Source organism: Virgibacillus sp. JSM 102003 (assembly GCF_041949995.1).
Lineage (GTDB): Bacteria > Bacillota > Bacilli > Bacillales > Amphibacillaceae > Lentibacillus.
In genome coordinates this window covers 1-26,496 of the sequence record NZ_JBHFQH010000005.1, presented here as the reverse complement: position 1 = coordinate 26,496, position 26,496 = coordinate 1, and the positions used below count along the sequence as shown (strand labels likewise).

The following is a 26,496-nucleotide window of genomic DNA, read 5'->3' as shown; positions in this document are numbered from 1 at the left end:
CTTACCTCCTTTATCTTTTTAACTCAATATCATAATGATACTGATCACTGCGATATTTTGTTTTCGTATATTCAATTGGGTGGTTGTTCATACCAAAACTTAAACGATTCATCTCAAGCATCGCCTCACCAGGCCTAATCCCCAGTAAATCTGCCTCGTCCTGCGTTGCATTAATCGCATAAATTTTCTCACTTGCCTTATGAAGATAAATGTTGTGGTTCTCTAAAATTTCATAATACCTTGCTGCATTCAGGTCATATTGCATTAAAATACTTCCAATATTATACGGCCAGCACGTTCGCTCAAAAGCAATTGGCATATCATCAGCAAAGCGAATTCTTTCTATTAATAGAATAGATTCATCTTCCTTAACATTTAACATTGATTTTTCGGTAAATAGCAAATCACTAAATTCCGTTCGTAACAGTTTTGATTGAGGAATATGACCTTTTTCAACTACCTCTTCAGCAAATCCTTTAAGGCGACCTAAACTCCCTACTAATTTCTGAGGTTTAACTAACGTACCTCTGCCTTGTGTTTTTTCCAGTAATCCGATTTGTACAAGAACAGAAATCGCTTGCCTGATAGTCGTTCGGCTTACATCAAATTCTTTCATTAATTCCCGTTCGGTTGGGATCAGTGATTGTGCTCCCCACACACCATCCTGAATGCGTTTAACTAATACATCCTTTATTTGAAGGTATAAAGCCTTATTAGCGTTATGATCTAACTTATGTGCAGGCATTAACTTATCTCCTTTGCAATGGCGGCGGATAAGAGGATAAATCGTAACCAATCAGCGGGCTCAGCCATTCATTATACGCTTCCTGGTCTTTCAAAAATTTTGCTGGAAGTTTTCTTTCCCCGCTTTGAACAATCGTTTTTAGGGAAACTGGTGTAAACACTAATTCATAAGCAGTATTTTCGGAACGCTGGAGGGATACCATCACATCTGTCGCTCCTTCTCTAAGCCAGCGAGCTCCCACACTGCCGACTTGAATGGCTTCGGTATAATCAGTTGATGAAACGGAAGCCGAGCAGCTTCTTTGATTCATTCCTAACAATTCAGCACGCACCATGATATTCATGTGTTCATTAACCTTATTTTCAATCTCCTTCGAAATCCCTCCCAAAACGGAATAACCATTTACACGCTCTCTCTCTATCTGGATTCCTTTATCCCAGCATACCCCTTCGCTTACAACAACCAGCGCAACACCATAATCCCGAGTTGCCTTTTCAATATGATGAAATAAAATCTCAGGTCTTAACGGCTTTTCAGGCAATGCTATATAATGGGGGCCATCTTGTTCATATTCCTTGAGAAAACCAGAAGCTCTCGCCAACCAGCCGGCGTTCCTGCCCATTGTTTCAATAATCCGTACTTGTTCAAAATTATTCATAGCCATGAGATCACGTCCCATATCCCTTGTCACTTGTGCCACATATCTGGCAGCACTCCCAAAACCCGGAGAATGATCGGTTCCTGCCAAGTCATTATCCACAGTTTTGGGAAGACCTAATAGTTGCAACTGATAATGCTGACGAATAGCTTCATCTTTAATTTTGTCCATTGCCTCCATGGTTCCGTTTCCACCAATGAAGACAAGCGTCTCAATTTGGCAATCTCGGAGTACCTGGACAGATTGGCTTATTTGTTCCTCACTTAATGTATAACGGCCGGCACCCAGTAATGCACCAGGCACTTTTTCATGTGCCAATATATTGTCAATCACGTTGTCATTAGCTTGCAGAAACTTTTCTTTTGCTAACCCTTCAAAACCGTTCCTAATGAATGTAAGGGAGTGATCCTTATATAACGCACGGACAAAAGCTGCTAACGTGGCGTTAATAACTGCTGTCGGTCCTCCAGCTTGCCCTATGGCAATATGTTTCATTGATTCGTTAGCTCCCTTCAATCCACCGTGTATACAGATACTGGTAATTGCAGCTGTTTACCTAATTCCATTAAATCACTAACAACATCTGCATAAACCAATCCGTAATGAGGTTCGAACCCTTCTTCCATTAGACCGTAAAGTGTCTCCATCACATTCGTTTCCAGTTCAACCTCGACCGATGTTCCATTAAAACGTTGTGGGGTATCAAGTGCGTTCCCCCTCATAACAAGCAGCCTGTATCCTTCAGTGGTATAACCGACACGGAAGATAGTAACTATTCCTGGCTTAAGTCCGAATTCCATCGTAAATCCAAGCCCGCGATTTGGATGCACCCCAGGCTGAGCACCCTTCTCAGGATGCGCCAATGAGTAAGCTCCTGCCCCACAGTGCCATAATACAACGGAATTACTAGCTTCATTTATATGCACCATATCACCTAGGTATGGAGCTTCTCCCCCTGACAGTTCTTGCAAAATAAACATGGTGAGGGCTCCATGAATATCCGACTCACAAGAGGAAACAACCCCATCCTCAGTAAATTGGGATAAAGTCGAACATGCAGCAGCTCCAAGTTCATTAAAAAATTCCGGCCAGCAGCGGATGGAAAGTGCAGAAATATTACGTCGATGTATTTCTTCCCGTACAAAAGCTGAGAACTTTGCAAATCGTTTAACTGTTTCATCAGTTGCGTTCAAACCAATAACTTGCTCCTTAGCACGGCTAATCTCTTTTTCCCACTTTTCCTCAGGCATCTGTTTACTTTTATCGAACGCTTCCTGTAAATCCATCCGAATCACATCGATTCCAAATTGATCTTTTAGTTGTTTCTCGTCTGTTCCTGAAAAATAAAACCCTGGCTGGTGATCACCCAGAACACCAATGTTAAAATTCTTGATCCGGTCAATCAACTTACGTATGTTAAGTTGTTGTTTTATGTTCCGTTGAACCTGTGCTTCCTCCGAATTACCAAACACAAATGTATAAGGATGATGATTACTTTTCAAGACATGACATGTGCTATTTCCACCTGTCAGTGAATTAAGCCGTAACCGCTCACCAACACTGGGTTCTCGTATGGACCATACAATTACAGGCGCAGAGACATGTTCCAACAACAACCTGATAAATTGACCATCAGCAAATGTGACGCTTTGATAAATTGTAACTGCAACCTCATCAGTGTTTATATCCAGAAGAAATTTTTGCAATGCACTGGGAGCTGTAATGATTCTTTCCGGTTCAATCAGCTCATCGGTCAAGTCATGCAAAAGGGCTGAACTTTTTTGCCGCTCCTTCTCGCCGGTTTCCATATCAAACGTTTTTCTTCCAATTGGCAGGTATAATATTTTTCCTATTGCAATCACTTCCTCCCTAGTATTTCGTGATAAAAAATGATTCTTTTCCTATCTTTTGTTACTGTCTGTATCCGCAGCCGTATACACTTTAATTTTCGGGAAGCGACTATAGAGTCCTTCTCTTGCTCACCGTGTAACAAGTTGGTGCTATGATATTGCACATTGCTACCTCACTACGAGGCCTTACCGATGCCTTAGCTCCCCAGGAGTCTTCGTGTATACGATTTTGAATTATATATGCTTAAACATTTCTTCAAAAACAACAAGTCTTTTAGAAATAGCCTAAAAAATTAGCCCTTGACCGCACCAGATGTCATGCCTGCAACAAAATAACGTTGTAAAAAGATATACATGATGACCATTGGAATGGATGCAATCAGTACTCCTGTAAACAACATTGGGTAATTCGTGGAATACTGCCCTTGAAAGTCCAGTAGTGCAAGCGGCAGTGTTTTATATGCATTATCTGTAATAAACAGTAATGGAAACAGCAAATCATTCCAGTGCATCACAAACAAAAAGATGGAAGTGGCTGAAAGTGAAGGCAATGATAATGGAATAACGACTTTTGAAAAAATCCGCCAGTTGCCGGCACCATCAATCGTAGACGCTTCAAATAGTTCTTTTGGCAATGTCTTCATAAAACCAGTCAGAATAAAAACACCAACAGGTAATGTGGAAGCTATATTAACTAATATCAGCCCTAACAAACTGTTTGTTAATCCTAAATCTAAAACAAGTGAATATAATGGAACCATATTCACCTGGGGTGGAACCATCATGCCGACAGTAAACAATGCGAAAAGTACATTCCCCTTCCAGTTATTCAGCCGTGTTATGCCAAAAGCTATCATGGCAGCGAAAAACAAGGTTAGCGATACCGAGGAAAGGGTCACGACCGAACTATTCACAAAATAGCCTGCCATCGTCTGTTCCTGAAAGATGTTGATAAAGTTATCGATGATGAGACCATCTACCGGTATTCCCAACGGATTATCAAACGTCTGCTCCAATGTTTTCATCGATGTCAAAACGACCATTAAAAGCGGTACAAGTATCAAAACGGCATATACAAGTACCGCAGACTTTTTGATAAACAAGCGCATTGCCCCTTTCCCTAGTAAGATACCCGGTTGGATCGCAGCACCTTAAACTGAATATACGTAATCAACGCAATAATACACATAAAGATGACCGAAATAGACGACGCATATCCAAAATCATAATTTCTGAAAGCAACAGTATAAATGTAAGTCGATATAATTTCTGTCGAATAATTTGGCCCTCCACCAGTCAAAGCGAAGATTAAATCAAAAGCCTGAAACGACTGTATTGTTGTATAGGCGATTACAATTGTCGCTGACGGTGCCAGCAATGGCCACGTGATTTTTCGGAATAGCTGCCATTTGGAAGCTCCTTCCATTTTGGCCGCCTCATATAAATCATTTGGAATGGCATGGAGTCCAGCTACAAAAATGATTAGCATCTGTCCTGCATGGAACCAAACTTGTGTAAAAGCCAACGAATAAATCGCAATATCACCGTTACCAAGCCAATTTTGTGTCAAAAATCCAAGCCCTAAAAGATTCAATAATTGATTTAAAATCCCCAAATTCGGGTCATAAACAAACGCCCATATAAAAGCTACCGAAACAGATGATAAAATAGTTGGGAAGAAAAACAAGGCTCGCAAGTAGTAATTCACTTTCGTATTTTTAACCAGAATAATAGCAAATATCAAAGCTACCAAGGTTTGAAAAATGGCGACGAAAATCATAAACTCCAAGTTATTGCCCACAGACTTCATAAAGATACTATCGCCTGTAACCGCTCGTTCATAATTCGCAAATCCGACAAAATTAAAATCAGCACTTATTCCATCCCAATCAGTAAACGAATAATATAATGCGCTAACTGTCGGAAACAAAAAGAATATCGAATACAGTATCAAACCTGGAATAAAAAACAGATAAATCGCCTTCGAAATTTTCATGAAATCAATCCTTCTCAAAATTACTTATAAGCGAGCCTTACATGTCATTTACTCGATATTTTCCTCAACAATCTGCTGTGCTTCTGCAGCAGCATCTTCCGGCGAGGCACCACCTATAACATTTTCAATTGAGCCAAGTACAGCATCCTCCACAGCAGCCTCTGTGATTAAATACCTTGGCTGGAAACGTGTCTTTTTATCAGTGATCCAATGCGCCGTATTCTGAAGTTCTTCTGATTCATATTCCACATCTTTTACAGTTAAGTGCTGTCCCGTTCCATTAGCATACTGAGAAGCAATTTCAGGTTGGCTTAGAAAGTTGATAAACTGCTTCGCTTCTTCTTTCTTTTTTGAATTTTTGTTAATTGCGAGCATAAAAGTAGCCGTATGGATACCTTCGTACTCCACTTCATTTTCCGGTACCGTAATTGGCGGTAAAAGTCCCAATTTAAGATCCGGATTCAACTCCTTTAACGCAGCCATATGATAGGAGCCGGTAGCCAGCATTGCTGCTTCTTCATTTGCAACCATTTGCATGGCAGAGTCCTGATTTGTCCCTAAAGCGTTTTCTTGGAAGTAGCCATTTTCATTGAAATATTGAAAGTCTTCTAACGTGTTTGTCCACCAATCATTTTTCAATGATTCTTCACCACTTTCAAGTTTCTGAAACACTTCTTCATCTTTCGCATTGTTCATCATCATGCTATTCATCGTTTGATTCGGTCCAATATCAGCACCTGGAAATGCAATAGGAACGATGTCATTTTCGATCAATGTATCCACCATTTCCTGGTACTGTGACCAGCTTTTTGGAACATCAAGTCCTAATTCCTCAAACATACCCTTGTTATAAACAGGCATATTAAATACAAGCTGATATGGGATGGCCAGTTGTTTTCCTTCAGCCTGACCAACGCTAATAGGTCCTTCCGAAAAGTTACCCACAAAGTCTTCATTCGTTAAATCGGTAAACAAGCCCGCTCCCTTCATTGCCTCAAATTGTGACCCCGGGAACGATGTGAATACATCACCGGTAGATCCATCACGAAGCAATTGCTGTGCATTTGACTGATACTGTTCGGACGGATAAATATTCATCTTAATATCGATGTTTGGGTTTTCTTCTTCAAACTGTGCAATTATATCTTCAAATACCTCCTTATCTTCACCCCTCCAATGAATAAAACTAAGCTCAGTTGCTTCAGACGCCGATGACGAATCATCACTATCCTGCTCATCCTGACTTGTGCTATCTGCACAAGCTGCTGTAAATAGCATCCCTAAAAACATAAAACCGGCTAGCCACTTTTTCATGAACTAATAACCTCCTCTTATATTTGTAATAATGAATTCCTAAAGGTAGGTACCTTTTGAACCAAGATACATGTCTTCAATTAAAACGCCAGTCTATAAAAGCGCTTTCAATAAATCTGAAAATATATCTTATTATTAAAAAATCTATTCCTCATTTCAATTAAATAGAACTGCCTGAATAAAAAACTTGTCAAGCAGTTCTAGAATTAATACTACTGTTGCAGCTCAGGGGAGATCAGTATATCTGCCAATACTAAATCGGTTTTAATTTGCCAAGTAGTATCCAATCGTTTTGAACCCAATCTATGTTTTATAAGTAATCTCACACCTGTAACTGAATAATTGTTTAATTGAATCAATATTAAAAGACGATAGACACATCACTTTCATTACAACGAGGATTACTTCGGCAATAGATTTATTTATCAAATCAATACAGCTCCATTATCGTGACGTAAGAGCAGGAATTCATAACCCGCCTATGGATGATATGACAATCATGCAACTTGGGGATAAATCCATAGCACAAAACAGCTAAAATAGTAAAAGGATCGTCCGCAAAAATAGCGAACGATCCTTTTTTAATCAATCCTTATAGTTTAAATTGCCTTACTAAACCATTTAATTTTTCTGCTAGCTTCGCAAGGTCCTCTGAGCTAGCTGCCACTTCCTCCATTGAACTGCTTGTTTGCTGCGCCGATGCAGAAGTTTGTTCAACGCCAGCAGCAGATTCTTCAGAAATGGATGCAATTTCCTCAATAGACCCATTCATTTCCTGGCTCCCTGCTGAGATTTCGGATAAATTTTCTGATACCGTGTTAATGTTTTCTACCATTTCTTTAACGGCTATGTTTATTCCATTAAATGTCTCACTTGTTGTTTTGATTTGGCCAGTACCTTGTTCAACCTCACGATATCCGCCTTGTAATGATTCGGATACTGTAGTTGATTCATTTTGGATACTCGCCACAATCTCTGTAATATCCTTAACTGATACGGAAACCTGTTCGGCAAGCTTGCGTACCTCATCAGCTACTACAGCAAAACCTTTTCCATGTTCACCAGCCCGGGCAGCTTCAATTGCTGCATTCAACGCAAGAAGGTTTGTCTGTTCGGCAATATCTTTAATTACCGAAACCAATTTAGATATTTCCTTGGATTTGGAATCCAAACCTTCGACTTTTTCAACAGCATCTTTAACAATTTGGTCAATTCTGATCATTTGTTCTGTAGATGATTCCATCAGCTTACTACCTTTATCAGTCATACCAAGCACATCGCCTGATGCTCGCTGAATAAGCTCCCCATTGTCATTAGCTTCCATCACCTTGGTAGAAAATGTCCCCATGACCGTGGATAGTTCACTTGCACTGTTAGCCTGTGTTTCTGAACCAGAGGATAACTCCTGCATCGTTGTAGCAATTTGTTCAGATCCTGACTTTACCTCATTGGCCGACTGGGTAAGTTCCTCACTTTGGCTGTTTACCGTTTCCGAGACATTTGCCACCTGCTGAATTACATTTCGCAGGTTTGCACTCATGGTGTTCACCGCTCCAGCTAGTTTGCCTATTTCATCTTTTCCACTGTAATCAATTGTTTGAACTGACAGGTCTCCATCGGCAATTTTATTACTTACCTCAACTACTCTATTTAGGTTTTGGGAAACTTTACGACTAACTATGTAAGCAAGTATTCCGCCAATCAAGATCGCTGCAACTACTGATGCTACCTGGATAATAAGTGTTAAATTCTGACTTTCCTTTGTCTGTGTTATTGCTGCTTCACGTTCTTCATTAACAATCGTTCGCAAGCTTTCTAATAAATCAACTGTTTTAGCTCTAAGTTTGTTCGCCTGCGTTACATAATGATCCGCAGTTCGTTCATCACCATTTTCAATTGCATCAACAATTCGTTGTTCAAACAATTTATTTATTAATCGGTCATTCTCAACGATTTCATCAAATAATTCTTGCTGTTCTTTCGTATCCATTTTGTCACTCAATTGAGCTTCCAAAGAATCAAAGCGTTCACTTCGAGCAGTATATTCATCAACAATTTCCTGATCCTGACTATCAAGATATTCGACAATACGAATACCTTTTGATCTTGTCAGTGAACCCATTTCAGTAAGATTGATGGACCTGTCACCTCTACGTTCCAATGCATCCACATTATTCCCAATATTTGAAATTAGTATTGCTGCTACCCCAGTTGAAGCTCCAAATAAAGTAAAAATTAAAATTAAAATAAGACCATACTTCTTACCAATCGATACATTCTTAAAGTTGAACTTTTTGAAGTTGAATTTAAATTTGTCTTTAAACATTCCCGACTTCCCCTCTATCTCTTCTATATATATCTGTTCTACTAATATCGGCATAAAGTACCATTTTGTTTAGGAAACATGGCTTATTGTTAAATTTTTTAATTTTAAAAGGAAGGACCGAGAAGTTCTAGGCAGCGTAGTTTCGAGCAGCGGAAAAACAAGCCAACGAAGAAATTCGATGTATCATTTTTATAGGATCTTTTGACGGTGTGCTGGTGTGTGATTCAGTCTTCGCGTGATTTATTCAGTTTGTATGGGATAATAAAAGTGTTTATTCAGTCTTGGTAGTTGCGGATTCAGTCTTAGTAGAGCCCTATTCAGTCTTCACACGCCATGATTCAGTTTTCGACCAAAAAGGAGTCTGATCTGGGAGTGGTTGGTGAGTCTGTTGCGGGTGATTGCTCTGTCGCGCGAGTTAACCTCCCTGTCGCACGAGTCACCTCCTCTGTCGAACAAGGCACACACACAACATAAATTTTTCGACTGATTTGTCCACCTAAATCCATAAGGAGTTTTAGGGGAGTGTTGAAGTAAAAAAAGCTATTCTTAAAATTACAGAATAGCCTTCATACGTCAATTATAGGACTTTTATATGAACTATTTAATTATCCATGTTGTCAGGATTCCCACCACTGCGATCATTAATATTTAAACCGCTGATCTGTTCAACTTCTTCTTTAGTCAACGCAAAATCAAATATATTCGCATTCTCAATAATCCGGTGTTCTTTTACCGACTTAGGAATCGTAATAACATTCGTTTGTATATCCCACCGTAAAATTACTTGTGCTGCAGATTTATTATATTTATCGGCAATCTTTACTATAGTCGGTTCATCTAAGAGACCGCCTCTTTTTAGCGGAGACCAAGCTTCTAGTTGGATGCTTTTATCTTCACAAAAGGATTTTAGCTCAGGCTGAGTAAGATGAGGATGATGTTCCACCTGATTTATTGCTGGTCTAACATCACAATCAGCCAAAAGACTTTCTAAGTGCTGTACATGGAAATTACTCACACCAATTGCCCTGACCTTTCCGTCTGCATACAATTTTTCCATTGCTCTCCAGGTGTCTTTAAACTTTCCACTTACAGGCCAATGAATTAAGTAAAGGTCAAGATAATCCAATCCAAGTTTTTCAAGACTTGATTCAAAAGCTTTCATTGTATTTTCATAACCTTGCTCATCATTCCATACTTTTGACGTAACAAATATTTCCTCTCTCGGTATTCCAGATTGCCTAATTCCTTCTCCTACTCCTGTTTCATTATCATAGAAAGATGCGGTATCTATACTTCTGTAGCCATGGGTAAGAGCCGCCTTCACCGCTGTAGTTGCCACCTCTCCATCGTCAACTTTATAAACCCCCAGGCCAAATCCGGGCATCTTGACACCGTTATTTAATGTTACTGTATCCTGAAGACTATTTATCATTACGATTACCTCCATATAAAGTCTATACTTAAATTCTAGCTTACTTTAAAGCTAAAACTCAAATTCTGCGTACTATGTATCAGTAAAATTTTGGATGAATTGCATACTTGAAGAAAACGAAAAAATGGAGTATTATTTCATTGGAATTAATCTGCTGGCTTTGCACAGTCGCCCTCAGACAATTTGTAAGCACTGCACATTATATGGAGAAATACCCAAGTCTGGCTGAAGGGGATGCACTCGAAATGCATTAGGGCGGGTAACCGTCGCGTGGGTTCGAATCCCACTTTCTCCTTTTAAAAAAACGTCATCCCACTCGGAATGACGTTTTTCTTATCTATACAACTTTGCCCTCATATCTTCTACCTAATCTCACCAACAAATATGCGATAGGCGTGTCAATCAATGCCACACACAATTTAAATACATATTGGGTCAGAATCATACCTAATAATACCTTAGTCGGCACATTCCCCCAAAACGCTATAGTAATAAATAGGCTTGTATCGATTAATTGACTTGTCATGGTAGATACATTATTACGCAACCATAATTTATTCTCGCCATGCTTTGCTTTTAACCGATGAAAAATTGATACATCCAGGTTTTGGCTGGCAATATATGAAATTAAGCTTGCCAAAATTACCCGGAAGCTTCCTCCCAAAATCAGCTCGAATTCAGCTTGAGAACCAAAAACTGGCGCAGCAGGTAATTGGATTGCGATATATATAAAAATTAATGCAATTACTTGCGTTGCAAACCCTGCTTGAACTGTTTTTCTGGCCGCATCTTTTCCATAAACCTCACCGATTACGTCAGTTATCAAGTAAGTTACCACGTACACAATAACCGCAGCAGGTAATACAAATTCCCCAATGCTGAACAATTTGACTCCTAAAATATTAGCTACTAATAAAAGTCCTACAAATAAAGCATTTAAATAAACAAACATAATAATCCTCTTCCTATCTTGGAAAAAGAACTAAGCTAACCCTCAAAACTTAAACGTTACTAGCGATTATCTATCTTTTCTGGATACATATCATGGTTCATCAAGCGATGATCAGCCACCTGTTCAAACTTGGTACCGGGCTTTCCATAATTGCAATACGGATCAATGGAAATACCTCCACGTGGCGTGAATTTCCCCCACACTTCAATATAGCGAGGATCCATTAGTTCGATGAGATCGTTCATTATAATATTCATACTGTCCTCATGAAAATCGCCATGATTTCTGAAACTGAATAAATAAAGCTTCAGTGACTTACTCTCCACCATCTTTTCGTCAGGTACATAACTAATATACACTGTCCCAAAGTCCGGCTGTCCTGTTTTTGGACACAGTGTCGTAAACTCAGGACAATTAAATTTCACGAAATAATCTCTGTAGGGATGTTTATTATCAAATGCCTCTAACACTTCTGGTGAATACTCAAAGTTGTAAGTTGTTCCTTGGCTCCCTAAAAGAGATATATCTGTTAATTCCTCATCACGTCTACCAGCCATTTGATAACCTCCTCACTTAATTTAAGTAAAAAAGCCATGGCCTCTAGGGCACATGGCATCATAATCGCATCATCTGTCCTTAGTTTTTTATAGAGGGTTAAAAGCTAAGAACCTCTCCCGTCATTTTAAACGGATCTGAATTATATCCATTTCACTCGACTAATTATATAGTTGGAATAAGCTGATGTCAATAAGTCATTCCAACCTGACTTGAACAGTTTAAGCAGACTTAAATATCGGCCAATTATGCTTTTCGGCTAGCTTTTTCATTGCATCATCCGGATTTACAACAATTGGATGGTTAGCAAATTGAAATAATGGATAATCGCTCAAACTATCCGCATATGCCCATACTTCCACTGTTCCAGCTAGATTACTTTCATCATTAATCCAGTTCTGTACCTTATTTACTTTTTCATCTCCATTAATCACAGTCCCAATCTCACCAGTGCAAATACCACTTTTATCATACTGTAATTCCGTACTGATGATATGTACGTGCAGGTTCACTTCCCTTGTAAACGCCGTTAAAAAGGGATGGAGTGCACCAGATAAGACAATTATTTCATCACCCTGCTCCTGGTGTTCGTGAATTTTTTGAACGAGCCCATGATGAATATCTTCCCTGCCGATGTCCACCAGCTTGCGGAAAAATTCATCCATTTCTGTTTCAGATTTTCCTTTAAAGGACTTGGCAAAAGCTTTAAAAAAACTGATCCGAAATTCCTGCTTTCCTTTAAAAATCCCATTAACAGCCGCTTTGATAACCCCAGTACCAACGACTGCCCACTGTTTCAGATTAAAATCCTTTTGCGCCGCCTGAAACATAACTTTAAATGAATTCCCTTGAAATAGAGTGCCATCGAAATCTACTGTTACAACCGCCATTACTATATCACCTCTGGTTCAATTGTATCCAAGCAATGGAAGAATGTAAATATTTTCAAAAAAAGCGGCAGCTATCCAAAGTTGCTATCAAAGTCCATTCCAATTAAGATAAAAGTCAGGAGTGTTGTTATATGCGCATTAAACATGGAGGAAAGCTAAGCAAAGCTTATTTCAAGTCATATATGAAATTAATTATGAACACCAGAAATTGCTCACTTGAAGAGTCAAGCAAAATAACGCTGGAGCGGATATTTGGTGAGGAAAAAGACGGTACTGATGTTGAGGTATACCAAAATTATTTAAAGGCATATGAAGAAATGCAAAACAGAGATTAAGGAATTGCCAAGGAGCAATTCCTTATTTAACGTTAAGGCAGTCACCACTAAACTTGAAGGGTAAGCCATGTTTTTTAACTGATTCTAGTTTTTAGTGATTCCCTTTATAAATTCCACACACTTTTCAACAATTAATTCTTTATCGTTATCCAGTGTTGCAACATGATAACTATTCTCAAGTTTTACCAGTTCACGATAATTTGATGAGATTGAATCGTATATTTCCTGTGAGTTTTCTGGTGGAACCACATGATCAACCGTTGACGAAAATATCATTGCTGGTGTTTCTATCTTTGATAGATTCCCTCTGACAATCATCGACAGTGCGATTAATTCCTTCATTGACTTTACCGGTGTTTTAGGATATGCGAGTTCTTCCACGCCTTTCTGTTTTATATCCGAGCCTATACCATCAACAAATCGTGTCTTTGTATCCCGAAGTGAATCATAAGTTTTAATTAGATCAGGCATATGCACTGCAGCGTTAATGGGCATAATTCCTTTGATTGAGGAAGAATTTTCTGCCACATAAAGCGTTAATGTTCCCCCCATGGATAACCCTGTTACGAAAATTTCATCACATGTCTTATTTAATATTTCTAACGCATCTCCTACTGATCGAATCCAATCGCGGTAGGCAGTAGTTTCCATATCTTCTGGATCAGTTCCATGCCCTTTAAGACTTGGTCCATAAACAGTAAAGCCTTCACCTGCTAATTTTTCACCCAAGAACCGCATACTCTGTGTTGTGCCAGTAAAGCCGTGGATAACTAGCACCCCTGTTTTGCTTCCCGGAAAATAAAATTCCTCGGCATTTTCCATAAGTTCAATTGATTCCCCCATATTACCCCTCCGTTTCACACTATTACTGTACTTATTCGATGAATACTTCTAATATTCCTTCAGTCAACTGGGATTAATCACATTATAGGATAAAACAATCTTCTCTACTACAATATTCGATTCTCTAAGGATAAAAGTGGCATTAGTATAAAAAATATTATCTTTAGTTAATGACACTTTTCATCGCTTGGAATCGATAGTAGTAATAAGAAGTGGTTGCCAGCCACACTGTAAGTACTAATGCCTTTCACTGTGTAGTCTTTCCTCTAAAATTGAATTTGTCTTTGTATGATTATGCAGGTCACAGTAATACACAACTGTTTTTAATTTAAGTGAAATCTCACAAGTTCCTGTTTGCCTGATAAAATTTTTCCAGTAATAATAATTGTGCGTTTCTGTTTGTATAACTTCATGGTTAGTGCTTAATTCTTCCCAATTGTGCTGTTGTTCAACTTCTAAGTCCTCCGCGTTTACTATTTTCATGGGCGCAAGAATCAGAAAAACCAATCCAGTCATAATAGTATATCTTCGCAATAACATCACTACTTTCTTTGTAAGTTCTCTTTTAAGTAACATTCACTAAGAATTGGAAAATATACACATAACATGTTGAAATGCATTACACAATAGATAATTTTCTGTTAATATATTTATCAACTATATCAAAAAGGGGCCATACGCAATGACCATGACTACCAATCTCGTAAATTCGTTATATCGTGCATACAGTCTTGGACAAGCAATTTCCAATGAAGAGATCCCAAAAACTATTCGTAAAGAAGATGCATACCGTGTCCAGCATCAGCTTACTGAGCAGAAGTCAGTTACCAGCAACGATAACCTGATAGGCTATAAAATAAGCTTAACGAGTGAGGAAACACAGCAATTATTCAATTCCACAACACCTCTGTATGGTGCACTAACACAATCAAATCTTTCTGACGGTGCAATTAAATTGAATAAAATGCTCTCCCCTCTGATCGAAATTGAGCTAATGTTTATTGCACATGAAGACCTATCTGCAGCAGATGACGTGCAGTCTATTTTACAAAAAACGAGCATTGCACCAGGACTGGAGATTCCCGATTCACGTTTCACTGATTGGTTTCCAAAACTTAGTTTAGGTCAAGTTATAGCAGATAGTGCAGTTGCTGGCAAAGTAATTGTTGGAGAACAAGTCGAGGGAATATCTTTTGATCAATTAGCAAGTATAAATGCAGATCTTACATTAAATGGCGAAATTATTGCGCAAGGCCCGTCGACTGAAGTGCTTGGTAATCCTGTTCATGCCATTCAATGGCTTATAAAGGAACTGGCTAAAAGCGGAAGAACAATTCAAAAAGGAATGATCATCTCTTCTGGCACATTCATTCTGCCTAAACCTCTTGAAAAAGGAAAATATCAAGTTTCCTTTGATAGAGTTGGTTCCGTTAGTCTTGACGTATTATAAAATGTAAAAATTGCTGTACAAGTGGGAGCAACAGGCATTTAACTAAAAAGTTTAATAATTATCACAATTTAGTATTGCATTAACATAAAATATGCCGTAACATTGATATCAAATTTTTACACCATAGGGGGCTGGCGACATGGATAATCACTCAATTAAAGTTAATTATTGTTCAACAGGAAAAGTAAAGCCTAAGTCGGATGAATTGGAATTTGGAAGAATCTTCACCGACCATATGTTTATCATGGATTATTCAGATTCTTTGGGGTGGCATGATGCACGTATTATACCGTATCAACCACTTTCGATTGACCCCTCTGCAATGGTATTCCATTACGGTCAATCCGTTTTTGAAGGGTTGAAAGCATACCTTAATCCTGAAGGAGAAGCTCAACTGTTCCGACCTAAAAAAAACCTTGAGCGGATAAACCGATCGAACGACCGGCTTTGTATCCCGCGGATTGACGAGGAATTTGCGCTACAAGCAATTAGACAGCTAGTCGGTATTGAAAAGGATTGGATTCCAAAATCAGATGGAACATCTCTTTATATTCGCCCATTTATTATTTCCACCGAGGCATACCTTGGTGTTGCACCATCTCGACATTATAAATTTATTGTTATCCTATCACCGGTTGGTGCTTATTATAAAGAGGGAATTAATCCTGTCAAAATTGCTGTTGAGAACAAATATGTACGCACAGTAGCAGGTGGAACCGGTGAGGCAAAAACTGGCGGAAACTATGCAGCCAGTTTAAAAGCACAGGAACTAGTTGCAAACAGTGGATATGCACAGGTATTATGGCTTGATGGAGTTGAGAGAGAGTATATTGAAGAAGTCGGCAGTATGAACGTGTTCTTTAAAATAAATGGAGAAATCGTGACCCCAGCATTAAATGGAAGTATTTTAAAAGGTGTAACGAGGGACTCTGTGATCGAATTATTAAAACACTGGGATATTCCCGTTGTTGAACGAAAAATTTCCATGCAGGAATTATATGAGGCGCATGCGAATGGATCACTGGAGGAAGCATTCGGAGCTGGTACAGCTGCAGTTATATCACCAATTGGCCAGTTAACATGGAATGGCGATCATATTGTAATTAATAACGCGGAAACAGGCTCTGTTTCCAAAAAACTTTATGACACACTAACAGGTATTCAATATGGAAAACAAGAAGACCCATTTGGCTGGATTGAGAAAGTGAAAGCAGTAAGTAAAGTTAACTAATTAGAAAGCTTGGCGAAAGCATTAGTTACATTTATGCAGTAAAAACGCATTTATGCTTTCTTAACTGCTGAAAAATGTAACCCCCTAGCTTTATTAACTAGGGGGTGCTTTTTTAATATAACTTATTTTCCTGCTCAAGTTGAAATACTACTTCTCCGTCAATCATTGTTGACTCAATAACAACATCCTTAATTTCCACCGGATCTATTTCAAGTAGGTTTTTATCCAATATTGCAAAATCAGCACGCTTACCTTCTTTTATAGAACCATTAACATCTTCTGTACCATTGAGTTTCGCACCGTAAATGGTCATGGACTTCAAGCCTTCCATTACGGATATCCTTTCATCCTCACCAAGCACATAGCCATCCCGTGTTAGACGATTTGCAGCAGCCCATATAGAAAATAGCGGAGAAATGGGTGTAATCGGACAATCAGAATGCAGTGTGTATAGTATTCCGTGATCGGAAACACTTGCAAGTGGATCTATTTTTGCTCCCCGATCTGGTCCAAGAAAAATATCGCGGTGATCATCACCCCAATAATAGACATGATTAATGAAAACAGATGTCGCAATATCATACTTAGCCATTCTTTGTAAATCCTGTTCTCTTGCGGTTTGTAAATGCTCAATTCGATGAAGGTGATTTTCTTTAGGTCGCTGGTCCAATGCTTTCGAATATCCTTCAATTATTGAAGCGATCGCCAGGTCTCCATTCCCATGTGTTGTAATCCGAAATCCTTCATTGTGGAATCGCTGGTATAATTTATTTAACGTCTCTTGAGAATATATAAGCTCACCATTAAAATATTCGTCTCCATAATAGCCATCACGCAAAGCAGCCGTTCGTCCCTGAATCGATCCATCCTGAAAGAGCTTTACACTGTCCAATTTTCCACGACCATTCGTATCGTTTTCAATTCGCTGTGCCATTTCCTCTGCGTCCAGCCCCGAAAACTCACCATCATCAAATAAGTGATGCATGATCATATAGCGCATATACAATGGATTTTTCATAGTACGCACGGCTTCCATATGTGCCTTGTATTCTTCATACCCTAAATCAAGACCTACAGCTGCATCCGTACTAGTAGTTATGCCTACCTTCAAGTAATCATGTGCTGCTGCTTCCAGCCGATTGATTAATTCTTCTGTTGTCGGCTTAGGCATCCTTTGCATGACACGTTCCAACGCCGGCAACTCATAGATTACGCCATCAAGTTTACCATCCGCATCACGTCCGAAGTGTCCTCCGGATGGATTGTCAATACTTTCTGATACGTCACAGTACTCAAATGCCTTTGAATTTACTACAGCGAGATGTCCGGAAATATGGCGAATAAATACAGGATGATCTGGAGCAACTTTATCTAAGTCTTTACGGGTTATATGACGATTCTCTGCAAGTTTTGTGTTATCATACCCAGCCCCTACAATCCATTTCCCTTCCTGTGTCCCCTTAATCTCGGTTTTGACAAGAGTCAAAATATCATTCACTGATTTATTTGGAGGAGTCGAGCAATTCAATTGTTGCTTTTGCTGTGAATACATAAATAAGTGGTTATGGGTATCGATGAAACCTGGAATAAGTGTACGCCCGTCTAAATCAATCCACTGATTCGCTTTTGTTTCAGTTTCCAGGTTACCAAACCATACTTTTGCGATTTTTCCATTGGAGACTCCTACCGCATTAGCTGCTCGACTATCTTCTAATGTAAGAATATTTCCATTGAATATGATTTTATCGTAAATCAATTAAGTTTAGCTCCTTTCGTGAACATCTTCGTCTGATTGTATAAAATCCTCAAAATAAACAGCATGAACTTTTTCTCTTTTTGAATGCTGTGTTAGAAGACTAACAACTATTAATGTTAGTAAAGAAACAGCAAATCCTACTATCGTTACATCTATCGGCATATCTAAAAATGGCCAAAGAATTGTGATTGTTGCTGAAAAAATCATGGATGATAAACCACCCATAGCTGTTACACGTTTCCAGAACATAACTGCCAGAAATGGAAAAACAAGTGTTACCGCAGACAGTCGCAGTGCCCACTGATAAATCGTAATAATATCAGTAATGTTATATGCAACGATTAAGCCCAACACTGCAATAATTACTACACTCCAGCGTGATACCCGCATCATCTGACGTTCATCCGCATCTGGTTTAATCAATCGAGCATATAAATCCTTTGTCAAATTCGAGCTCCCCTGAAGAATGAATGAATCTGCTCCTGTCATTAAAGCTGAAAGCAGACCAACTAGGATAATTCCACCAAGAGCTGGCGGCAGCAATTCAACCGTTACATAGGAGAAGATCAAATCAGGATTAATATCTGAAGGTACAAATCCTCGGGCAATAACTCCAATTCCGTATGGCAAAATAGAAATCAATGCACCTATAATTACAGCTGTTATCCCAGCCTTGCGCGCTATCTCTTCAGATTTCGAAGCGAAAATTCGCTGCCAAGTAGATTGCCAAATTAAATAAAATGGACCTACTGATAGTGCATAAATTAATACAGCTGTAACCCCTTCTTTTCCAAATGGTGTTAAATAATCTGCAGGAGTTGAGGCAAGAATCTCTTTCAAACCTCCACCATACATGACACTTGCAATAAACAACATGATAATACCAACCACTAAAATAACAGACTGAATTGCATCAGTAATTATCGTTGCAGGTAAACCACCCAAAATAGTAAATCCTAAAATTAATGCAAATGACACAATAACGCCTGCATTAAATGACATATCAAATGCCAACGTAAAGACCGTTGACATCCCAACTATTTGCAGTGCTAATGTCGGTACCGAATAAATAAATGCAGATAATATCGATGGGAAGATCCCAGTCTTACTGCCAAATCGTTCACTAAATAAATCAGCTAATGTATATAATCGCTGGCGACGTAGCGGCTTGGCAAAAAATACAATTAATAGTAGTGTAAATATGTATGCTGGCAAAGCAAATTTAAAAAAGCCTGACATACCAACTGTGAAACCCATTCCTACCCAGCCAATAAACACCGCTGCACCACAAAACGTACTAATAATTGTTCCTACAATTGACCAAAAGCCCATATTCCAGCCCGCTATTAAGTAATCATCCGAGCCTTTGACACGGAAAAAGTACCAAAAACCCATTCCAAATAAAAATCCAAAATAAATAATAAAGTAAAATAAATACCAACTCATGTTTAACCTCCATATTTGTACTAATAATTATTATATATTAGTAATAAAACGATGTATAATAGCAGATTGCAAAGGGTGTCCAAGCATTTGCTATTATTTTATGGAATGTTAAAGATATTTATTCTGTGTGTCGAAATACCGTAATAAGTGTTGAATTTTGTCGAAATATTTTGGTTATCTTTAGCCCTTTCTATTTTTTGTTGTTGAGACAAAAAAAAAAAGAAAATGGTATGTACTTAAATTGGCAGGACTATACAATAAGGGGGATGAAGTATTGCCACTCGACCGGCCAACCAATCGAAGTGAATCCTCATTCCGCTAAATTGCAAAAAAGGTGCTCTCACAAGGGTCTGATGAATCCTCGTTCCGCTAATAGCTAAAAATCAGCCGAATTTGGGGTAAAAATTACAAATAGCGGAATGAGGATCCGAACCCATGCTTAAAACGAGGGTTTTTAAGGAAATAACGGAATGAGGATCCGCCGAATAAGTCAACCGGATCCTCATTCCGTTAAAAAATAGGCTCTTTAACAATAGGGGGGATGTATATTAACTATTATGTGATTTCCAATGTTATTTGTATTCTTCTCTCTCAAAACTGAATCCGCCAGTAAAATAGGAAACTAGCAAACCTTTTAAAATCATTTAACTTTAATAGTGTCAGCAGTTAATTTCAATTTTTTAATGAATAAATCGCCTACTTCTCCTGTAGAAGCACTTCCACCTAGATCCGGAGTCAGCATCTCTGTTTCCTTAACCATATCCTGTATTGTAGCCAGTACAGCTTTACCCCACCGTTCTTCTCCAAAAAAATCCAACATCTGACTAACAGACCAAATAGCTGCAATCGGGTTAGCTATTCCTTCTCCAGCTATATCTGGAGCAGAACCATGTACAGGCTCGAACATAGAAGGATATTCCTTTTCAGGATTAATATTAGCACCTGTTGCAAGACCAAGTCCTCCCGTTATTCCAGCACCAAGATCTGTTATGATATCACCAAAGAGATTGGATGTTACAACAACCTCAAATCGTTCAGGGTCTGAAACTAAATACAGGCTTGCAGCATCAACAAGATAAGAATATGTCTTTACATCTGGATATTCTTTTCCTACTTCTTCAAATACTTCATCCCAGAATACCATCGAATAATTAAGTGCGTTTCCTTTACTTATGCTTGTTAGTGTTTTGTTTGAAGTGCGGGCTTCCTCATACGCATATCGGATGATTCTTTCTGTACCTTTACGGGAAAATACACCCGTTTGCAATACTACCTCTTCAGGTTGTCCTTTGAACAGCCAGTCCCCTGCACCAGCATACTCACCCTCACTATTTTCGCGGATAACAAGAAAATCAATATCCGCTTCCGTTTTTGTTTTTAACGGTGTCAGCGACTGATTCAAGAGTGTGACTGGACGCAAATTAACATACTGATCAAATTCTTTTCGGATACGTAAAAGAAGATCCCATAATGAAATATGATCAGGTACGCCAGGGTACCCAACTGCACCTAAATAGATTGCATCAAAATATTTTAGTTTATCAATGCCATCGTCATCCATCATCTTTCCGTTTTCCAGATAGTGTTCACAGCCCCACGGAAACTCGGTGAAGGAAAAAGAAAGGGTGGTATCCATCTCTTCAATTGCTTTTAGAACTTTTACACCCTCTGCCACAACTTCCGGTCCAATACCATCGCCTGGGATTAGTGCAATATTAAAATTTTTCATAGCTGCCCCTTTCTTTTAAAAAATATTACGCTCCAATTCTCTTCTCCTCTTCAATAAATTTCTTCTCATTCCGATTACCCAAATAGCGAAGCAGGAAGAATTGAGCAATGATACCCACAATTAAAAGCACAATACTGCTCCCAATCAAGGTATACGATAAATATAGTACACCCGCAATTCCCGCTGGTACCATAGCATATGGAATCTGCGTGTTCACATGGGCGATGTGATCAGATTCTGCAAAAATTGATGCCATAACAGTTGTATCAGAAATAGGTGAAACGTGATCACCAAAAATTGCTCCGGCAAAAACTGCTCCAATTACAATATGAACTAAATCCATGCCACCAAAGGTATACGCCATTGGAATTGCGATTGGCGTCAGTATTGACATTGTGCCCCATGATGTACCGGTTGCAAATGAGATAAACATACCGATTGCAAATACAAGAAATGGCACTAGGGCTGCTGTCATCCACCCTTCTGTTGCACTAACGACGAATTCCGCTGTGCCAAGGACTGACGTAACCGTTCCAATAGACCAGGCCAAAATAATAATGACAAGTGCAGGAAGCATTGTTCGAATACCGCCAAGCAATGTTTCCTCACACTTTTTCAGACCCATTCCTTGAATAAGAGCTAAAATTATACCGACCGTCGTCATGGCAAATGCGCCCCATGTTAAGGCAACGGAAACATCAGTAGCAGCTAGAGCATCCATAATCGATATCCCTGTAGCTCCACCACCTGAGTACCATAATCCCCAAATACTTACTGAAATGAGTGTTACAAGAGGAAGTATGAAATTCCAGACACTGCCTTCTTTCTTATGTGGTTCACCTAAATCCTGATCAACAGATGATAAAGGTGTTGATCCATCTGGTATTAATTTTCCAGTTGTCTGTGCGCGATGTTCCGCTTTTGCCATTGGACCAAAATCCTTACCGGCAATAATCATCGGAACGGCTAACAGACAGAGTATTGCATAAAAGTTCCACGGAATTGATTGTAAAAATGCGAAGTAAGGTTCTGCACCTACAATACTAAGGCTTGCAAAGGCTGCGGCAATTAAGGATACCTGAAAGCCAATCCAGTCAGAAACAGGTCCTATAGTCGCTATCGGTGCAGCTGTCGAATCTAGTATGTAGGATAACTTTTCTCTTGATACCTTGTGTTTAGCGGTAATATCTTTTGAAGCATTCCCAACAATTACAGAGTTCACGTAATCGTTAAAAAAGATGAGCATTCCTAGAATGTAAGGTAAAAATTGTACTCTTTTTTTAGTAGTTAGTTTCTTTTCTAACAGACGTATTAGACCATCAGATCCGCCTGTTTTAAACATAAAGGCAGCGCCTGTCCCAAGCAACGCCGTCATTACGAGAAATCGTGCGTTCCAGGGGTCAATCATAACATCCTTCATCCATGTAAAGGTTTCCCCTACTGCACCAAACGGATTACCTCCCGCTGCAATTAGCCCACCTACCAAAATACTGATAAACAATGAAAACAACACGCGCTTCGTCAAAATTGCTAATACCACCGCAACAATCGGTGGGACAACAGATAAAAAGTCCATAATGTTTCCCCTTTCTATTTTTTTAGAAGAAAATTAAGCTTTAACGTACACTCGCCGAATTCTTTCCATTAAACTTGCCAGCACTTCATCGACAATGCTACCCATCCATCCAGCTATTTCGCGCGCCAGAATTTCCTCATCTCCCTGGGTTCCCATCATTACAACCTCATCTTCTTCGGTTGCATTCGGTATATTCGTGACGTCAATGACTGTTTGATCCAATGAAATCGTTCCAACAATTCCAGCTCGCTGTCCCCTCACAAGCATTACCCCATTATTAGATAATGCTCGCTGATAGCCATCACCATGCCCAACAGGTACGATAGCAATCTTTTCAGCAGTGGTGGTTACATAGCAGCCACCATAGCCAATCGGAGTATTTGGCGGCAGCTCCCGCACATGCAAAATTTTGGATTTTAACTGCATGACTGGTTTTAGTGAAATTAAATCACATTGGTGCAGTTCAGGGGGATATCCAAACAAAGCAATCCCGGACCTCACCATATCCAGATGCATATCCTTTCTCTCAATGGCAACCGTTGAAGCACCGACATGGCGAATTGGAAATTCAAAGCCCTGATTGCGCAAATTAGCTACAGTGTCGATAAATAAATCATACTGTTGCTCAGTTGTTTTCCAATCCCCTTCATCAGCACTGGAAAAATGGGTGTATATACCTTCCCACTGTAATCCCGGGAGATTATAACACGACTTGCAGAAATTGTTAGCTTCACCAGGGGAAATTCCAAACCTGTGAAGTCCAGTATCTATTTTTAAATGTACTGGTATTGTCTTTCTTTCCCTTGTTGCCTCATCACTAATTGCCTGCGCCAGTTTCATTGAAGAAACAGAGGCTGTTAATCCGTAATACACAGCATCCGCTGCTTGTTCAGGCATGATGGAACCTAGCAGGTGAATAGGTACAGATATACCGCTTTCCCGGAGCAATGCGCCTTCTTCAACAGTTGTGACACCAAGCCGGTCTGCCCCTGCTTTAACAGCTTCACGTCCGATTGGGACAGAACCATGCCCATATCCATTTGTTTTTATCACGGCCATTAGCAAGCTGTTTCCAACTGCTTTTTTTAGGGTCCTTACATTTTCGTTAAAAGCACCCAAATTCACTTCTGCTATCGTTGGACTTCCAGACGTCATTGTTAATGAATTCGACACAGTTCAGTCCCTCCCTAAATTATTCTAGTAAAGCGAACGAAATTCCTGCACTATTTGTTTTGTAATTTCCCCAGGTTCACCCATACCTATTGTGTGATTATCAACTTTCAAGATTGGCACTACATCCAACTTGGTAGCCGAAATAAACACTTCATCCGCATCCAGTAATTCATCTACTGTGTACGTCTGTTCGTTTACTTTTATATTTAACGCCTCACACAATTGAATTATTTTTCTTCTGGTAATTCCGTTTAATATATAGTTGTCAGCTGGATGTGTATACAATGCTCCATCCTTTACGATAAACACATTCGAAGCACTAGCCTCTGTAACAATCTTACCACGATGAAGAATAGCTTCAATTGCACCATGCTCAACAGCCTCTTGTTTGGCCATCACATTCGGAAGTAAATTAAGCGTCTTAATATCACATCTTAACCAACGAATGTCTTCCGTCAATACAGCTGTTGCACCCTGATCTTCCACATTACTTGCTCGATCTTCAGCCCTGGTGTATGCCACAGTTACTGTTGACGTGTCAGCATTTGGAAATTCATGCCATCTGGCAGCAGCCCCTCTTGAGACTTGCATATAAATGATGCCTTCCTCCAAATTATTTGCTGATACTAATTCCTCGAGCTTGTTTTTCAAGTCATCAAGTGAACCAGGCATGTTCAACTTAATTTCTTTTGCACTTCTTTCTAGCCGTTCCAAATGTTCATCTAGCATCAGTGGTTTACCATCATACACCCCGATAACTTCATAGATTCCATCACCGAATTGATAGCCGCGATCCTCTATATCGACCACATTTTCCCTATCCATAATCCGGTCATTAAATAACATTTTATTCAACACAAAAACCTCCTTTACCTTTCATTCCAAAATTGTCGATTTATATTTGTCTGCGATATCCACAATTACGGACGTATCCACACTGCAGCCACTAATAACAACCACAACATATTTTCCAAGCTTTATTCTGTTATTCAAAATTGCACCAATCCCTGAAGCAGCTGCACCTTCGATAATCATTCGGTGTTTATCCAGCATAAATCCCATTCCTTCAGCAATTTCATCTTCATTCAGCAAAATAATATCATCCACATACTGCTGAACCATATGAAAGGTATAACGATTATTGAGACCAATTCCACCTAATAAACTATCTGCTAATGTGTTCTGTTCTTCCACGATGACAGGATTTCCAGTTTGAATACTCTCATACATTGTCGCACCGCGCTCAGTTGATGCCCCTACCACCTGAATAGCCGGATCAGTGGACTTCAAAGCTACTCCTAATCCGGAGTGCAAACCACCACCAGACAGCCCTCCAATTACTGTATCTACCTCAGGCAAATCCTCTAGTATTTCCAAGCCAATCGTACCTTGGCCAGCAATTACATAAGGGTCATCAAATGGATGAATGACAGTCAGACCTTGTTCACGTTCCAGCTGGTAACTGCGCTTTTCCGCATCATCCTGTGACTCACCAAATATTTCTATCGCAGCTCCAGAACGCTTCAAAGCATCGACCTTCCCTTTTGGAACTCGTTTTGAGATACAAATCGTAGCATTAATTCCCAGTTCTTTTGCAATATACGCTACACTCATCCCAAAATTCCCTGTCGAGAACGTTGTGACACCACGTTCCCGTTCCTCAGGCGTCAGACTCAAAATCTTATTTGTTGCTCCCCTTATTTTAAATGAATCGCTTACATTTAAGTTTTCCAATTTTAAATGAACAGACGTCCCTGCAAAATCCGATAATGCAGGGGAATAAATCAGCGGGGATTTCTTAACAACGGAAGAAATCCGCTTCTTCGCTCTCCAGACATCACGCAGTACAACAGGTTTTCCAGCCATTCTATCCCCCCTTATTAGACTTAGCTTCATGGCTAACCGATTTCGAGCGAGTTTCTCCCGATTTCGAGCGAGTTTCTCCCGATTTCGAGCGCCTTTCTCCCGATTTCGAGCGAGTTTCTCCCGATTTCGAGCGAGTTTCTCCCGATTTAGAGCGACTTCCTCCCGATTTCGAGCGAGTTTCTCCCGATTTCGAGCGAGTTTCTCCCGATTTAGAGCGCCTTTCTCCCGATTTCGAGCGAGTTTCTCCCGATTTCGAGCGAGTTTCTCCCGATTTCGGGCGCCTTTCTCCCGATTTCGAGCGAGTTTCTCCCGATTTCGAGCGAGTTTCTCCCGATTTCGAGCGAGTTTCTCCCGATTTCGAGCGAGTTTCTCC

General features: G+C 39.5%; 23 protein-coding genes, 1 tRNA gene and 1 riboswitch. Of the genes, 4 read left to right on the top strand and 20 right to left on the bottom strand.

The window, feature by feature from the left end; genetic code table 11:
- Nucleotides 1–10: 10 nt before the first annotated feature.
- From ACE1TG_RS06870 to ACE1TG_RS06835, 8 genes are all read right to left on the bottom strand, one after another.
- Nucleotides 11–745: a GntR family transcriptional regulator gene (locus tag ACE1TG_RS06870; RefSeq protein WP_375051627.1), complete on the bottom strand. Its 735-nt coding sequence runs from the start codon at nucleotides 743–745 to the stop codon at nucleotides 11–13.
- Nucleotides 746–749: 4 nt separating this feature from the next.
- The gene (locus ACE1TG_RS06865) at nucleotides 750–1,898 is read right to left on the bottom strand and encodes a diphosphate--fructose-6-phosphate 1-phosphotransferase (protein ID WP_375051626.1); all 1,149 of its coding nucleotides are present in this window, start codon (nucleotides 1,896–1,898) and stop codon (nucleotides 750–752) included.
- Between the two features lie 17 nt (nucleotides 1,899–1,915).
- On the bottom strand, nucleotides 1,916–3,265 hold the full coding sequence (sftI, locus tag ACE1TG_RS06860; RefSeq protein WP_375051625.1) for a sulfoquinovose isomerase: 1,350 nt from the start codon (nucleotides 3,263–3,265) through the stop codon (nucleotides 1,916–1,918).
- Nucleotides 3,266–3,546: 281 nt separating this feature from the next.
- Complete coding sequence (locus ACE1TG_RS06855; RefSeq protein WP_375051846.1) at nucleotides 3,547–4,296, bottom strand: carbohydrate ABC transporter permease; 750 nt, start codon at nucleotides 4,294–4,296, stop codon at nucleotides 3,547–3,549.
- A gap of 77 nt (nucleotides 4,297–4,373) precedes the next feature.
- Nucleotides 4,374–5,249 carry a carbohydrate ABC transporter permease gene (locus ACE1TG_RS06850; protein ID WP_375051624.1) on the bottom strand — a complete coding sequence of 292 codons (876 nt, stop codon included), beginning with the start codon at nucleotides 5,247–5,249 and terminating at the stop codon, nucleotides 4,374–4,376.
- Nucleotides 5,250–5,297: 48 nt separating this feature from the next.
- Nucleotides 5,298–6,563: an ABC transporter substrate-binding protein gene (locus ACE1TG_RS06845; protein WP_375051623.1), complete on the bottom strand. Its 1,266-nt coding sequence runs from the start codon at nucleotides 6,561–6,563 to the stop codon at nucleotides 5,298–5,300.
- Between the two features lie 592 nt (nucleotides 6,564–7,155).
- The gene (locus tag ACE1TG_RS06840; RefSeq protein ID WP_375051622.1) at nucleotides 7,156–8,889 is read right to left on the bottom strand and encodes a methyl-accepting chemotaxis protein; all 1,734 of its coding nucleotides are present in this window, start codon (nucleotides 8,887–8,889) and stop codon (nucleotides 7,156–7,158) included.
- A 601-nt stretch (nucleotides 8,890–9,490) separates the two neighbouring features.
- Nucleotides 9,491–10,321 carry an aldo/keto reductase gene (locus ACE1TG_RS06835; RefSeq protein ID WP_375051621.1) on the bottom strand — a complete coding sequence of 277 codons (831 nt, stop codon included), beginning with the start codon at nucleotides 10,319–10,321 and terminating at the stop codon, nucleotides 9,491–9,493.
- A 205-nt stretch (nucleotides 10,322–10,526) separates the two neighbouring features.
- Here ACE1TG_RS06835 and ACE1TG_RS06830 point away from each other — a divergent pair.
- A tRNA-Ser gene (locus tag ACE1TG_RS06830) sits at nucleotides 10,527–10,616 on the top strand.
- Between the two features lie 42 nt (nucleotides 10,617–10,658).
- Here the strand turns inward: ACE1TG_RS06830 and ACE1TG_RS06825 are convergent.
- The 3 genes from ACE1TG_RS06825 to ACE1TG_RS06815 form a co-directional block, all read right to left on the bottom strand.
- Nucleotides 10,659–11,273, bottom strand: a complete 615-nt coding sequence (locus tag ACE1TG_RS06825; protein ID WP_375051620.1) for a queuosine precursor transporter — start codon at nucleotides 11,271–11,273, stop codon at nucleotides 10,659–10,661.
- Nucleotides 11,274–11,332: 59 nt separating this feature from the next.
- Nucleotides 11,333–11,830, bottom strand: coding sequence for a preQ(1) synthase (gene queF, locus ACE1TG_RS06820; RefSeq protein WP_375051619.1), 498 nt, complete (start codon nucleotides 11,828–11,830; stop codon nucleotides 11,333–11,335).
- A 73-nt stretch (nucleotides 11,831–11,903) separates the two neighbouring features.
- Nucleotides 11,904–11,951: riboswitch (PreQ1 riboswitch) on the bottom strand.
- A gap of 98 nt (nucleotides 11,952–12,049) precedes the next feature.
- Complete coding sequence (locus tag ACE1TG_RS06815) at nucleotides 12,050–12,718, bottom strand: HAD family hydrolase (protein WP_375051618.1); 669 nt, start codon at nucleotides 12,716–12,718, stop codon at nucleotides 12,050–12,052.
- 131 nt (nucleotides 12,719–12,849) lie between these two features.
- On the opposite strand from ACE1TG_RS06815, the gene ACE1TG_RS06810 reads away from it, so the two are divergent.
- Nucleotides 12,850–13,053 (top strand): hypothetical protein, encoded by a 204-nt coding sequence (locus ACE1TG_RS06810; RefSeq protein ID WP_375051617.1) that lies wholly within the window; start codon nucleotides 12,850–12,852, stop codon nucleotides 13,051–13,053.
- Between the two features lie 84 nt (nucleotides 13,054–13,137).
- Here ACE1TG_RS06810 and ACE1TG_RS06805 read toward each other — a convergent pair whose 3' ends face one another.
- Both ACE1TG_RS06805 and ACE1TG_RS06800 read right to left on the bottom strand, forming a co-directional pair.
- Nucleotides 13,138–13,896, bottom strand: a complete 759-nt coding sequence (locus tag ACE1TG_RS06805; RefSeq protein WP_375051616.1) for an alpha/beta hydrolase — start codon at nucleotides 13,894–13,896, stop codon at nucleotides 13,138–13,140.
- A gap of 237 nt (nucleotides 13,897–14,133) precedes the next feature.
- Nucleotides 14,134–14,379, bottom strand: coding sequence for a hypothetical protein (locus tag ACE1TG_RS06800; RefSeq protein WP_375051615.1), 246 nt, complete (start codon nucleotides 14,377–14,379; stop codon nucleotides 14,134–14,136).
- A gap of 199 nt (nucleotides 14,380–14,578) precedes the next feature.
- Here ACE1TG_RS06800 and ACE1TG_RS06795 point away from each other — a divergent pair, with 199 nt between their 5' ends.
- The gene (locus ACE1TG_RS06795) at nucleotides 14,579–15,346 is read left to right on the top strand and encodes a 2-keto-4-pentenoate hydratase (protein ID WP_375051614.1); all 768 of its coding nucleotides are present in this window, start codon (nucleotides 14,579–14,581) and stop codon (nucleotides 15,344–15,346) included.
- A 139-nt stretch (nucleotides 15,347–15,485) separates the two neighbouring features.
- The gene (locus ACE1TG_RS06790; RefSeq protein WP_375051613.1) at nucleotides 15,486–16,577 is read left to right on the top strand and encodes a branched-chain amino acid aminotransferase; all 1,092 of its coding nucleotides are present in this window, start codon (nucleotides 15,486–15,488) and stop codon (nucleotides 16,575–16,577) included.
- 112 nt (nucleotides 16,578–16,689) lie between these two features.
- Here ACE1TG_RS06790 and ACE1TG_RS06785 read toward each other — a convergent pair whose 3' ends face one another.
- From ACE1TG_RS06785 to eutB, 7 genes are all read right to left on the bottom strand, one after another.
- Entirely contained in the window at nucleotides 16,690–18,333 is a 1,644-nt protein-coding gene (locus ACE1TG_RS06785; RefSeq protein ID WP_375051612.1) for an amidohydrolase, read from the bottom strand.
- Nucleotides 18,334–18,339: 6 nt separating this feature from the next.
- Nucleotides 18,340–19,779: a sodium:solute symporter family protein gene (locus tag ACE1TG_RS06780; RefSeq protein WP_375051611.1), complete on the bottom strand. Its 1,440-nt coding sequence runs from the start codon at nucleotides 19,777–19,779 to the stop codon at nucleotides 18,340–18,342.
- A 640-nt stretch (nucleotides 19,780–20,419) separates the two neighbouring features.
- Nucleotides 20,420–21,508, bottom strand: coding sequence for a tartrate dehydrogenase (locus ACE1TG_RS06775; protein WP_375051610.1), 1,089 nt, complete (start codon nucleotides 21,506–21,508; stop codon nucleotides 20,420–20,422).
- Between the two features lie 25 nt (nucleotides 21,509–21,533).
- A complete protein-coding gene (locus ACE1TG_RS06770; protein ID WP_375051609.1) occupies nucleotides 21,534–23,084 on the bottom strand; it encodes a Na+/H+ antiporter NhaC family protein in 1,551 nt (516 codons plus the stop codon).
- A gap of 33 nt (nucleotides 23,085–23,117) precedes the next feature.
- Entirely contained in the window at nucleotides 23,118–24,257 is a 1,140-nt protein-coding gene (gene alr / locus ACE1TG_RS06765) for an alanine racemase (protein WP_375051608.1), read from the bottom strand.
- A gap of 24 nt (nucleotides 24,258–24,281) precedes the next feature.
- Nucleotides 24,282–25,112, bottom strand: a complete 831-nt coding sequence (gene dat / locus ACE1TG_RS06760) for a D-amino-acid transaminase (RefSeq protein WP_375051607.1) — start codon at nucleotides 25,110–25,112, stop codon at nucleotides 24,282–24,284.
- Nucleotides 25,113–25,133: 21 nt separating this feature from the next.
- A partial coding sequence (eutB, locus tag ACE1TG_RS06755; RefSeq protein WP_375051606.1) for a hydroxyectoine utilization dehydratase EutB occupies nucleotides 25,134–26,496 on the bottom strand: 1,363 nt, incomplete at its 5' end.